This window comes from Segetibacter koreensis DSM 18137 (genome assembly GCF_000374045.1).
GTDB classification, from domain to species: Bacteria; Bacteroidota; Bacteroidia; order Chitinophagales; family Chitinophagaceae; genus Segetibacter; species Segetibacter koreensis.
Window position 1 is genome coordinate 169,489 of sequence record NZ_KB893359.1, and the last position, 13,394, is coordinate 182,882.

General features: G+C 38.2%; 10 protein-coding genes. 7 read left to right on the forward strand and 3 right to left on the reverse strand.

The window, feature by feature from the left end:
- Positions 1 to 170: 170 nt before the first annotated feature.
- From B154_RS0122085 to B154_RS0122095, 3 genes are all read right to left on the reverse strand, one after another.
- Positions 171 to 1,235, reverse strand: coding sequence for an NADH:flavin oxidoreductase/NADH oxidase (locus B154_RS0122085; protein ID WP_018616539.1), 1,065 nt, complete (start codon positions 1,233 to 1,235; stop codon positions 171 to 173).
- 134 nt (positions 1,236 to 1,369) lie between these two features.
- Complete coding sequence (gene dctA / locus B154_RS0122090) at positions 1,370 to 2,629, reverse strand: C4-dicarboxylate transporter DctA (RefSeq protein ID WP_018616540.1); 1,260 nt, start codon at positions 2,627 to 2,629, stop codon at positions 1,370 to 1,372.
- 204 nt (positions 2,630 to 2,833) lie between these two features.
- Positions 2,834 to 4,387, reverse strand: a complete 1,554-nt coding sequence (locus tag B154_RS0122095) for a hypothetical protein (RefSeq protein ID WP_018616541.1) — start codon at positions 4,385 to 4,387, stop codon at positions 2,834 to 2,836.
- 201 nt (positions 4,388 to 4,588) lie between these two features.
- Here B154_RS0122095 and B154_RS29470 point away from each other — a divergent pair, with 201 nt between their 5' ends.
- The 7 genes from B154_RS29470 (at position 4,589) to ilvC (ending at position 13,331) form a co-directional block, all read left to right on the forward strand.
- Positions 4,589 to 5,761 (forward strand): 2-isopropylmalate synthase, encoded by a 1,173-nt coding sequence (locus B154_RS29470; protein ID WP_157580914.1) that lies wholly within the window; start codon positions 4,589 to 4,591, stop codon positions 5,759 to 5,761.
- Positions 5,762 to 6,150: 389 nt separating this feature from the next.
- On the forward strand, positions 6,151 to 7,266 hold the full coding sequence (gene leuB / locus B154_RS0122105) for a 3-isopropylmalate dehydrogenase (protein ID WP_018616543.1): 1,116 nt from the start codon (positions 6,151 to 6,153) through the stop codon (positions 7,264 to 7,266).
- Positions 7,267 to 7,324: 58 nt separating this feature from the next.
- Positions 7,325 to 9,058, forward strand: a complete 1,734-nt coding sequence (gene ilvD, locus B154_RS29475; protein ID WP_018616544.1) for a dihydroxy-acid dehydratase — start codon at positions 7,325 to 7,327, stop codon at positions 9,056 to 9,058.
- A gap of 53 nt (positions 9,059 to 9,111) precedes the next feature.
- Positions 9,112 to 10,878 (forward strand): biosynthetic-type acetolactate synthase large subunit, encoded by a 1,767-nt coding sequence (ilvB, locus tag B154_RS0122115; protein ID WP_018616545.1) that lies wholly within the window; start codon positions 9,112 to 9,114, stop codon positions 10,876 to 10,878.
- Positions 10,879 to 11,014: 136 nt separating this feature from the next.
- Positions 11,015 to 11,653 carry an acetolactate synthase small subunit gene (ilvN, locus tag B154_RS0122120; protein ID WP_018616546.1) on the forward strand — a complete coding sequence of 213 codons (639 nt, stop codon included), beginning with the start codon at positions 11,015 to 11,017 and terminating at the stop codon, positions 11,651 to 11,653.
- A gap of 89 nt (positions 11,654 to 11,742) precedes the next feature.
- A complete protein-coding gene (locus B154_RS0122125) occupies positions 11,743 to 12,135 on the forward strand; it encodes a glyoxalase superfamily protein (protein ID WP_018616547.1) in 393 nt (130 codons plus the stop codon).
- Between the two features lie 101 nt (positions 12,136 to 12,236).
- Positions 12,237 to 13,331, forward strand: coding sequence for a ketol-acid reductoisomerase (ilvC, locus tag B154_RS0122130; RefSeq protein WP_018616548.1), 1,095 nt, complete (start codon positions 12,237 to 12,239; stop codon positions 13,329 to 13,331).
- The last annotated feature ends 63 nt before the right edge of the window (positions 13,332 to 13,394 follow it).

Genomic DNA, 13,394 nt, shown 5'->3' on the forward strand with positions numbered 1-13,394 from the left:
GTGCAAAGGTAAAAGCATTTCTCAAACATTTAGGATGAGTAAAAAGTCTACCCTTAATTAGAGAAAAGCCTCCTACGAATTAGAAGCAATAATTATTGATGATTATCTAGGAAAATCTTTGAAGCAGCATTTACATAATTTAATGATTTCTATTTCACATTCAAACCATCTTACAACTTCGCCCTTTCATATTGAACTGGCCATTGTACCTCTGCGCCCAGTGCTTTGGCGGCATGCAGTGGAAAATAAGGGTTTCTTAAAAATTCTCTTGCCATTATTACCACATCCGCTTTGCCTGATGAAATAATTTCTTCTGCCTGTTCTGGCCTGGTAATTATTCCTACAGCTCCTGTTAAAATGCCAACCTCCTTTTTAATAGCTTCTGCAAATTGCACCTGGTAACCAGGACCGACGGCAATCTTTGCATGAGGAACATTTCCGCCTGATGAACAATCAATTAAATCTACATTTTTTTGTTGTAAAACTTTTGCTAACTCAATTGAATCTTCAACAGTCCAGCCACCTTCCGTCCAATCGCTTGCTGATATTCTTACAAACAATAACATTGTTTCCGGCCATACTTCTTTTATAGAATCAACCACCTCAGTCAATAATCTTATTCTGTTTTTAAATGAACCACCATATTCATCATTGCGATGATTGCTGAGCGGGGAATAAAACTCGTGCAGCAAATAGCCGTGGGCAGCATGAATTTCAATAACTTTAAAACCTGCGTGTAGCGCCCGTACAGCGGCTGCTTTAAAATCTGATTTTACTTTTTCAATTCCTGCCTTATCCAATGCGACCGAAGGTATATCATCAGGCCTGAAAGGGGTTGTATCAGCGGCTACGGTAGGCCAACCGCCTTGCTCTACTGTCAACATCTTTCCCCCTTTCCATGGACTGCTGTGGCTTGCTTTTCTGCCCGCATGTGCCAATTGTACACCTGCAATGCTTCCCTGCGATTCTATAAAAGATACGATACGTTTCAGCCCTTCTATATGTTCATCTTTCCATAGACCAAGGTCGTCGGGCGTAATCCTTCCTTCTGGAGAAACCGCCGTAGCCTCCGTTATTATTAAACCTGCTCCGCCAACTGCCCGGCTTCCTAAATGAACAAGGTGCCAATCATTAGAAAAACCATCAACGCTCGAATATTCGCACATTGGGGAAACAACTATTCTATTCTTTAATTGAATGCTTTTAATTTGTAGCGGTTCGAAAAGCTTTGGCATGGTGAAAAATTTGAAAATTGAAAAAGTAATTCAAAAACATGATAGCTGAAAGTCACTCAATATTCGTACCTCCTAAGATAGAAAGGAATATTTACAGGAAACAATGTCTAAAAGAAACTGAAAGAGGCTAATTATTAATCCTTTTCTTCAATCCGCACACGATTTTCTACAACAGCTTTGTACCGTATCAAATCTACTGCATTTTCACTTCTCGCAATTACAACGGTCGCTACTGTGTTTCCAATCATATTGGTCAGTGCCCTTGCTTCGCTCATAAAACGATCAACGCCAATTAACAACCCTAATCCTTCTACAGGTACAACTTTTAGTGCGGTTAATGTTGAGGCGAGTACGAGAAACCCACTTCCGGTTATACCGGCAGCGCCCTTGCTTGTAATTAATAATATACCAATTACAGAAAGCTCCTGGCCAAGAGATAAAGGCACATTAAAAACCTGGGCTAAAAAAATTACACTTAGACTTAAATAAATACTTGTACCATCTAAATTGAAGCTGTACCCCGCGGGAATGATTAAGCCCACCACACTTTTTTCACATCCTGCATTTTCAAGTTTAGCCATGATGTTTGGCAAAACAGACTCACTGCTGCTGGAACCAAAAACAATTAGCAATTCTGCTTTTATGTATCCCAATAATTTCCATAAACTAAAATTATAATAGCGGGCAATAAGATTAAGTACAACAAAAATAAACAGCAGTACAGTAATATAAAAAGTCAGCATAAGCTTACCTAAGATCAAAAGAGTTGTAAAGCCATATTTCCCGATTGTGAAGGCCATGCCGCCAAAGGCGCCCAAAGGGCTTACTCTCATTATTATTCTTAGAATATTAAACAGGACTTTGTTTAATTTTTCAAATGTTATTATTACGCTCTTACCATTGTTGCCTAATTGTTTTAAACCAATACTAAACAAAATTCCAAAAAACAATATTTGAATAATATCGCCTTTTGCAAATGCATCGACAACATTTGCAGGCACAATATGTAATATAAAATCAGCCCAATCAAAACCTTTTGTATCAGTAATTGCTTTTACATTGGCACCCGTCACGCTACTATGCGTAACACCTGCGCCTGGTTTTATAACATTGGCAACTACAAGCCCAATTATGATGGCAATGGTAGTGACCACTTCAAAATATAGTAAACCTTTACCCCCTACCCTTCCAACTTTCTTTAAATCGCCTGCACCTGCAACACCTAATACTATTGTAAAAAAAATGACAGGAGCTATTACCATGCGTATCATATTTATAAACATGTCGCTAATAAGTTTAGCTGTAGGCGCAAATGAGGGAAACAAAGAGCCAACCACCACTCCGGCGAGTATGCCGATAATTACCTGCACATATAGAATCCTGAGATATTTCATTTATAATTTTTATTTACCAAACTATTTAATGTTACGTCAATTTATCTTTCAAGCCTTTTGCAAATAACAAAAACAAGCATAAAAGACTGAAGCTGAACCTGGATTCGCCGATAAACTAATTGCGACGCAACGAGGATGCCATGAAAACAAATGCAGGTATCAGAAAAGAAGCTTCTAATGTTGATTGAACATTGGTTTACAGATTCAATGACTGCCATTCAAGATCTTATTGTTCTTCTCCTTAATTATTTCCTGAACAGGTTTTCCATAAACTTTACTTTCAAGCCATGAGATAATGTCGAGGTAAGAAAAAGCCCGGGTTTCAAAACGGTTGTTTTCGAGACTTTTTAATTTAATCAATAATTTTTCAAACTCAGGTCTTAATTTTCTATAGCTTACGTGAAATGAGTTTCTCAAAAATTTAAAAATTTCTTCTTCCACAATACTGAGATTTTTCATTTTCGCCATAAATCTGTAAACTGATTTTATCAGGTATTCAAGGATATCAAAGTTTCCTATTTCATAGTGGGCTATCAGGTGCAAAAGCCTCGCATAACACTGAAGGTCGGTGCGCAGGTCTACCTTCCAGTTAATAATTTTATTCAGATAGGAAATCGTACTATCATAATTACCACTGCCAAAATAGAGCGAACTGATTTTATAATAGAAAACCAGGATCCTGTGCCTGTCAAGATATAAGGAGTATTCTTTTATTTTTTCTTCTATGTAAGGCACCAGGTACAAGCCTTCAGAAAAAGTGCCTTCCATAAAGTGCTTGTTTAGCTTTGCAATGTATATGTACACAAAACATTGGACTTTGTTATTATCATTTCCTGTTACAAGTGGCGTCTCTGCAAATTGCTCAAACTTAGTAAGGTACTCGGTAAATTTCTTTCTGTTCCTGATGTCAAAGTTTGCGCTGATCAGGTTGTGCATACCTTTTATATAGTGTGCAGTTTCTATTTCGATCATATGTGGCTCGCGTTCAAAAAGATCTACCCATTTTTGTGTGTAACGGTAATACATTAAAAAATCCTGGAGGATAAATGCAAACCAACTATAGCTTTGATAATAATATAACTTTTCGTAGAAACCTGTTGCCTGGTCACCTTCAAACGGAAGTGACTCTTCAAAATATTGTTTTATAGCGGTGGCGTCGTGTTCGTTTCTTGCATGACCGTGTTTTATATACCAGCTATACAGTTTCAGCGCGAGGTTAGAAAGTAGTGTTATTCTTAGCAATCTTCGGCTTGATTGCTCTGCCTCGTTTGCCAAAACATCTGCCTTATCTTCCATACTACGGGTAATGTGTAGACCTTCAATATTTTTTTCAAGAAACAAAGCCTGCATCAGTAAGGTTACCTGGTTATTTTCGCGTGCAGTTTCTTTCAATTTCTCAATTATTTTCAAACTCTGCAGGTAAAGACCTTTGTTGTATAATAAATTTGCATAATCCAATTGTTCGTGCAATTGAACCTGCATATTTTCATTGGTTTTTAGTAATCGCAGACTTGCCAGTAACTGCTTGTATAAATGAGCTTTAATATTTGACAGTTGTTGCTTTTTTACTGAAGGATTTTTCTTTAATAAATATTCTTCATCATACTCCGTCATTTTATCCAATGCATCAAATACCTGTATGATTTTTAAATCTTCAGCGGAGCTGTTCCTGGTTACATATAATTTAAAGTTTCGCTTTTCTGATTTTTCCAGCGAATGAATTAATTGAAACAAAGCATCTGTGGACCTGTTGGGCATCGTATAATTTTTTTTGTAGAAATCAATACCAGTAAGCGTTTTAACAAAGTCTTGCTTTTTTTATTAGTGTAAAAAAGGTTCAACATTGTTTTATATATCATTTTAAACATGGTAATTTCGAAAATACAGGTAGTTTTCACTATATTTTACTATTATTACAAATATAAACAGCCTGTTCATCATCTTATAAAAATTAGATTTATGCAAGGCAAGCAAGTTTACATTTTCGATACCACTCTTAGAGACGGCGAGCAGGTCCCCGGATGTAAGCTGAATACTTTGGAGAAAGTGGATTTGGCATTAAAGCTTGAAGAACTGGGCGTAGATATTATTGAAGCTGGTTTCCCCATTTCCAGCCCTGGTGATTACGAGTCAGTTAATATGATTTCTAAAACCATTAAAAATGCAACGGTTTGCGGGCTAACAAGGGCAGTGCAAAAAGATATTGAAGTAGCAGGACAGGCACTTAAATATGCGAAACGGCCCCGCATACATACCGGCATTGGCACATCAGACTTTCACATAAAAGGAAAATTCAATTCAAATCGCGAAGACATTTTACAAAGAGCTATTCAATGCGTAAAATGGGCAAGAAATTTTACGGACGATGTAGAGTTTTACGCAGAAGATGCAGGCCGTACCGAAAATGAATATCTGGCAAAAGTAATAGAGGCGGTAATTGCGGCAGGAGCTACCACAGTAAATATTCCTGATACAACCGGTTATTGTCTTCCTTCTCAATACGGAGAAAAAATTGCTTATTTAAAAAACAACGTTTCAAATATTGATAAGGCTATTATTTCGTGCCATTGTCACAATGACCTTGGTCTTGCAACCGCCAACTCAATAGCAGGCGTTATAAACGGAGCTCAGCAAATTGAGTGTACGATAAATGGCATAGGTGAGAGAGCAGGTAACACTGCACTGGAAGAAGTGGTAATGATTATAAAGCAACACAAAGAGCTTGGTTTTTTTACCAACATCCAGACAAAATTATTGAATCCGCTCAGCCGCCTTGTTTCAGATACAATGCGTGTACCTGTGCAACCCAATAAAGCAATTGTAGGTGCAAATGCATTCTCGCATTCCTCCGGCATTCACCAGGATGGATTTTTAAAAGATGCAAATACTTACGAAACTATTAATCCCGATGATGTCGGGGCTGAGGGAAGTAAGATTGTTTTAACAGCACGAAGCGGCAGAAGTGCCTTAGCATATCGTTTTCAAAAATTAGGTTTTTCATTTACACGCAATGATATAGATGTGTTATATGAAAACTTCTTACAGCTTGCAGATAAGAAAAAAGAAGTTGATGAAGATGACTTAGCTAAACTTGCGCAGGAATACCAGCCCGAGATGTCAGAAGTGTTATAGGTTTGGTTACAAGCAGTATTGGTTCCTGTGAAACATCCGTCGGCGAGTCCAGTTTAAACTTGTTTCAAGATTATTTGGAAATACCATTACTTTCATCATCGATCGTTGTATTAAGCTTTTAGAAAAAGTCTAAATTTTGAAAAGGAATGGCCAAAACATTATTTGAATAATTGAGATAAAGAGGGATAAAATCAATGCCAGTGGGACGTTTTGGTTTGTAAAAAATGGTAATGATAATATTAATTTCTTATTGAACATAAAAGGCGAAATAGAAGAATTGAATCATTTGGCTGACTAATGAAACATTTGCATACTCTTCCCTAAAAGAGTTATTACATTTTATAAGGCGCTGTCTAAAGGGAGACATCGGCAAATTAGAGAGGCTTTTAATGGATAAGAAAATAGCAGTCATATTTGGAGACGGAATAGGACCGGAAGTAACGCAACAATCAATAAAAGTATTGGATGCAATTGCACGCCAGTTCAAACATAATTTCAAGTACCAATATGGCCTTATGGGTGCAGTTGCTATTGATAAAACGGGAAACCCTTTGCCTGATGAAACCCTCCAGATATGTTTGAAAAGTGATGCAGTCTTATTTGGAGCTATTGGCCATCCAAAATACGATAACGACCCATCAGCTAAAGTAAGGCCCGAACAAGGCTTACTTAAAATAAGAAAGGAATTAGGGCTTTTCGCAAATATTCGACCTGTAATCACATATACTTCTTTACATTATTTATCGCCTTTAAAAAATAATCGCCTCGAAAATGTAGACTTTATTATTTTCCGTGAATTAACAGGAGGAATTTATTTTGGAAAAAAACAATTAAGCGACGATAAAACAGAGGCCTCTGACGATTGCATATACCATAGAGATGAAATAGAAAGAGTAGCACACCTTGCTTTTCAATATGCTCAAAAAAGAAGAAAAGTTCTTACACTGGTTGATAAAGCTAACGTACTGGAAACGTCAAGGCTTTGGAGAAAAGTGATACAGGAGTTGGCAAAACAATATGCTGACGTTAAGGTGGACTATATGTTTGTAGATAATGCAGCGATGCAGATTATTCTTAATCCAAAACAATTTGATGTTGTCTTAACTGAAAATATGTTTGGTGATATTATAAGCGACGAAGCAAGTGTTATCACCGGCTCCCTTGGCCTATTACCATCGGCTTCTATTGGAAATAAACTTGCCCTGTTCGAACCTATTCATGGCAGTTATCCGCAGGCTGCAGGAAAAAATATTGCGAACCCGATCGGCTCCATCTTATCTGCGGCTATGATGCTCGACCATTTTCAGCTTCATACAGAAGCGGAGTTGATAAGAGAAGCGGTACAATGGACGTTGGCCAATGGTTTTGTTACCAAAGACATCGACCCTATAAATAATTATTCAACATCGACTATTGGGGAACTAATAACAGATTATGTGGAAAACAGGATACCGTCAAAAATCAATAAAGAAAATATGATTATCAGTAAGTCGACCATCATTTAACCCTAAAAGGCAGTAATAAATCCTACATTATAAACAACCAAACAATAGCTGAAGAATAATGGAACTAAATAAATACAGCAAAACAATTACACAGGATGTAACACAACCGGGAGCGCAGGCGATGTTATACGCTATTGGCTTTAAAGATGAAGATTTTAATAAAGCACAAGTTGGTATTGTAAGCATGGGTTGGGATGGAAACCCTTGCAATATGCATCTTAATGACCTTGCTACAACTGTAAGGGAAAATATTAATAAGACGAAAGATTTGCTGGGTCTACGGTTTTATACTATTGGTGTCAGTGATGGTATCAGTATGGGTACCGATGGTATGCGCTATAGTCTTGTTAGCCGCGATTTGATAGCTGACAGCATTGAAACAAATGCAGGGGCACAATACTATGATGCGATAATTACTATACCCGGTTGCGATAAAAATATGCCTGGTTCAATCATAGCAATGGGTAGATTAAACCGACCTTCCATTATGTTATATGGAGGTACGATTGCACCCGGTCATTATAAGGGAGAAGATTTAAATCTTGTAAGCGCATTTGAAGCACTGGGACAAAAAATTGCAGGCAACTTAAGCGAAGCAGACTTTAAAGGCATTGTAAGAAATGCTTGTCCGGGCGCAGGTGCTTGCGGTGGTATGTATACCGCAAACACAATGGCCAGTGCTATTGAAGCATTGGGTATGAGTTTGCCAAATTCATCATCAAATCCTGCATTGAGCACAGACAAACAAAAAGAATGTGTAGCGGTAGGCGCAGCTATAAAAGTGTTGCTTGAAAAAGATATTAAACCACGCGATATTATGACACGTAAAGCATTTGAAAATGCTGTTACAGTGGTGATGGTATTAGGTGGAAGCACCAACGCTGTATTGCATTTGATTGCAATGGCAAAGAGTGTAGATGTGGAATTAACACAAGATGATTTCCAGGATATCAGTAATAAAATACCGGTATTGGCAGATTTTAAACCCAGCGGTAAATACCTGATGGAAGACCTGCATCAATACGGAGGTATACCGGCAGTAATGAAATATTTATTGAGCAAAGGCTTGTTGCATGGTGATTGCTTAACAGTAACCGGAAAAACTGTGGCAGAAAATTTAGCTAATGCTCCTGACCTTGATTTTGAACAACAGAAAATAATTATGCCCCTTGAAAAGCATTTAAAGGCGACAGGTCATTTACAGGTATTATATGGAAACCTTGCTGAAGGCGGTAGCGTTGCAAAAATAAGTGGTAAAGAAGGAGAACGTTTCGAAGGACCGGCAAGAGTGTTTGATGGAGAGAAGCATTTAATAGAAGGTCTTTCAAGCGGAAAAGTAAAACACGGTGATGTAGTTGTAATCAGAAACATCGGACCTAAAGGTGCCCCGGGTATGCCTGAAATGCTTAAGCCAACAGGAGCTATTATTGGCGCAGGTTTAGGAAAAAGCGTTGCCTTAATAACCGATGGAAGATTCAGCGGAGGAACGCATGGTTTTGTTGTAGGACACATTACTCCGGAAGCATATGAAGGCGGTTTAATAGCATTGGTTGAAGATGATGATATCATCGAAATAGATGCCATAAAAAACACACTCATACTAAAAGTAGATGAAGAAACCATTGCGGAAAGAAAAACCCGCTGGAAACAACCGGCATTAAAAGCAACTAAAGGAATACTCTTTAAGTATGCGATGCAGGTTACGAGCGCAGCGAATGGTTGTGTGACAGATGAACAAGCAAATAATACCGTTCCTTCCTTTAAAAAGGAAGAAGCGATGAGCAAAATGTAGAATATTAATATTTTTATAAGCCTTTTTGGAATTAGGGCTAAAAAACAATTGTGATGATTAACTCAATTCTTGATGTAGAAGAACAAATCGTAGTTAAGCAAAAACCAGCAAAACCAGCGCTTCAAGGTCCGGGAATAATGAGCGGTGCCCAGGCGGTTCTTGAAGCATTTCTTGCTGAAGACGTTGATACCATTTTTGGTTATCCCGGCGGAGCTATCATGCCAATTTATGATGCGCTGTACGATTACCAGGAAAAGTTGAAACACATTCTCGTCAGGCACGAGCAGGGAGGCATTCATGCTGCGCAGGGTTATGCACGTGCATCTGGCCGTACAGGTGTCGTGTTTGCAACAAGTGGTCCCGGAGCGACTAATTTAGTCACAGGATTGGCGGATGCAATGATTGATAGTACTCCGCTGGTATGTATAACAGGACAGGTTTTTGCTCATTTGCTTGGCACCGATGCCTTCCAGGAAGTTGATGTAGTCAATATAACCACACCAGTTACAAAATGGAATTACCAGGTAACTGATGCTTCAGAAATTCCGTTGGTTTTATCAAAAGCATTTTATATAGCAAAAACCGGCAGACCCGGACCAGTGCTAATTGACATTACAAAAAATGCTCAGCTTGATAAATTTTCTTATGAGGGTTACAAACGTTGCGATCATATTCGCAGCTATCGTCCCAAGCCTGTAATAAGAAAAGAATACATAGAAGAAGCAGCAAAACTTATAAACGAAGCTAAGAAACCTTTTGTACTCTGGGGACAGGGTGTAATATTAGGCAAGGCCGAAAAAGAATTTAAAGCTTTTTTAGAAAAGAGTGGCATTCCTGCAGCCTGGACAATTTTAGGTGCAAGCGCTATCCCTACAGACCATCCTTTAAATGTGGGAATGCTTGGCATGCACGGTAACTATGGTCCAAACGTACTTACCAACGAGTGTGATGTGATGATAGCAATAGGTATGCGCTTTGACGACCGTGTAACCGGGAGACTTGATAAATATGCAAAGCAGGCAAAAGTCATTCATTTAGATATTGACCCTTCAGAAATAGATAAAAATGTAAAAGCAACCGTTGGTGTATGGGGAGACTGTAAAGAAACATTACCTATTCTTACTAAACTGGTTGAGCAAAAAGAACATACTGAATGGCTTGAAAAGTTTCATGAATATAGTAAAAAAGAAACTGAATTAGTTATTTATCCGGAGTTAAACCCTACAGGTGAAAAATTGACAATGGGTGAGGTTATTAACCAGATAAATTTACTTACCAAGGGAGACGCAATCATGGTAACAGACGTTGGTCAACACCAAATGGTCACATGCAGGTACGCAAAATTTAACCAGTCAAAGAGTAACATAACCTCAGGAGGCGCAGGCACTATGGGCTTTGGATTGCCTGCTGCAATAGGCGCAAAATTTGGTGCTCCCGAAAGGACAGTCATAGCCATAGTTGGTGATGGCGGCATTCAAATGACTATTCAGGAGTTGGGTACTATAATGCAGACGGAAGTAAATGTGAAAATTGTGATCCTGAATAACGAATTTCTTGGAATGGTAAGGCAATGGCAGCAATTGTTTCACGACAAGCGCTATTCCTTTGTCGACATTACCAGTCCTGATTATGTAACGGTTGCCAAGGGGTATGGCATTGCTGGTAGAAAAGTTTCTGCGCGAGGAGATTTACAACCAGCATTACAAGAAATGTTTAATCATAATGGTTCATACCTGCTCGAAGTAATGGTAGCAAAGGAAGATAATGTGTTTCCAATGGTTCCACAGGGATGTAGCGTAGCGGAAATAAGATTGGCGTAGAACCAAAATTAATTGGTCAACCAATTTCAATCACGCGTTATTGAGGTTTAGTATTTAATTTAGGAATATGTGTGTAGCGAACGAAAGAATAGAAATATAGCATTGTTGGGTCGCACACTTCAACTCTTGTACAATTATGGACAAAAAAAATACAGGCAACGTTAGCGGTTCCCCATCCTTAACAGGAGGCAAACAGGAATATACCATAACAGTATATGCAGAAAACCAGGTTGGTTTGTTAGTGCGTATAGCTATTATTTTTTCCAGAAGGAAAATAAATATTGAAAGTATTAATAGTTCACCTTCTGAAATAGAAAGTATTTCACGCTTTACTATCGTTATACATGAAACAGTAGACGTAGTAAAAAAAGTAGCACGCCAGATTGAAAAGCAGGTTGAAGTATTGAAAGTGTATTTTAATACAAATGATGAAATAGTATGGCAGGAACTAGCCATGTACAAAGTAAGTACAGACCAGATTGCAGAAAAAGTGCAGGTAGAACGACTTCTTCGTGAATACGGTGCCAGGGCAGTCGTTATCAGAAAAGATTATACAGTTTTTGAGACAAGTGGACACCGGGAAGAAACTGACAGGTTAATTTCTTTTTTGAGCCCTTATGGATTGATAGAATTTGTAAGAAGTGCAAGGGTGGCAATCATAAAAGCAAGCCACGGTTTTCATGACAAACTGAAAGAATTTGAAGAAGCGGAGCCAGGTGAAGAAGCAGTTGAAAATGAATACCTTAATAAGCAGGAAGAAGTTTTTACTATGTAAAAGCCTGAATCTCTTTTTATTGGATCAGGAGGGTGAGTACTTAATAAATCATTTTTATACATTAAAGTTCTTTATTAAAAAACAACAGCATGAATGTTGAAAAAACGATTCCTATTTTGAGAATCTTTGATTATGACAAAGCTGTTGAGTTTTACATCGATTGGCTCGGTTTTGAAATTGTATGGGAACACCATTTTGAAGAAAATACGCCGGTATATATGGAAGTAGCCAAAGATGGTTTAACATTACACTTAAGCGAACATCACGGAGATGGAACACCTGGAAGCAGGGTGTTTGTTTGGTGCAAAAATTTAAAGGAATATCATCAACAACTGATTGATAAAAAATATAAGTACAACAAACCAGGTTTTGACGAGACATTTTATGGTTCCTGGTGTGTAGAAGTAATTGATCCTTTTGCTAACAAAATATTATTTAACGAAAAAAAAGCTGAAAACATTTCAAAACGTACAAGTGAGTGACACAACAAAAGCTGAATAGAAATCAGGTGTTGGTTACAGAAAAATAAAATTTGCAATCAAAACTTTCAAATTAAAAATCAGAACTTAAAACCTAAATAACAATGGCAAAATTAAATTTTGGCGGTGTTGAAGAAAATGTAGTAACACGCGAAGAATTTCCTTTGGCAAAAGCACAGGAAGTATTGAAAGACGAAGTAGTAGCTGTAATTGGTTACGGCGTACAAGGTCCTGGACAGGCTTTGAACCAAAAAGAAAACGGTGTGAATGTGATAGTGGGACAACGCAAAAATTCGAAGTCGTGGGATAAAGCGGTTCGGGACGGTTTTGTTCCGGGCGAGACATTATTTGATATAGAGGAAGCACTGCAACGCGGTACAATCATCTGCTACTTACTTAGCGATGCTGCACAAATTCAATTGTGGCCAACGGTTAAAAAGCATTTAACTCCTGGTAAGGCTTTATATTTTTCTCATGGTTTTGGTATCACTTACAACGACCAAACCGGCATTATTCCTCCATCTGATGTAGATGTTTTCCTAGTGGCTCCTAAAGGCTCTGGCACATCTTTACGCAGAATGTTTTTGCAAGGGCGTGGATTAAACAGTAGTTATGCTATTTTTCAGGATGCAACAGGTCGGGCCTGGGAAAGAGTAATTGCTTTAGGTATTGCAATTGGTAGTGGCTACTTATTTGAAACAGATTTCAGAAAAGAAGTTTTCTCTGATCTTACCGGTGAGCGTGGAACTTTGATGGGTGCCATCCAGGGTATCTTTGCTGCTCAATACGAGGTTTTAAGGTCAAATGGACACTCTCCTTCTGAAGCCTTTAATGAGACAGTTGAAGAGCTAACACAGTCTCTAATGCCACTAGTCGCCGAGAATGGTATGGACTGGATGTATGCGAACTGCTCTACCACTGCACAACGTGGAGCCTTGGATTGGTGGAAAAAATTCCGTGATGCTACTTTACCGGTATTTAAAGACTTGTACCAGAGCGTTGCCGCAGGAAAAGAAGCGGCAAAATCAATAGAAAGCAACAGCAAACCTGATTACCGCGTTAAGTTAGAAGAAGAATTAAAAGAATTGCGTGAAAGTGAAATGTGGCAGGCTGGTAAAACTGTAAGAAGTCTCAGACCTGAAAACCAGGAACCTTCTACGCAGGAAAATGAAGAAAAGTTTGAAGAAGCGGTTATTTAAATAAACAAGACCACGATTTTTATAGATTGATAGTTTTTTTGTTAAGGTAAAGTAGAATTCATT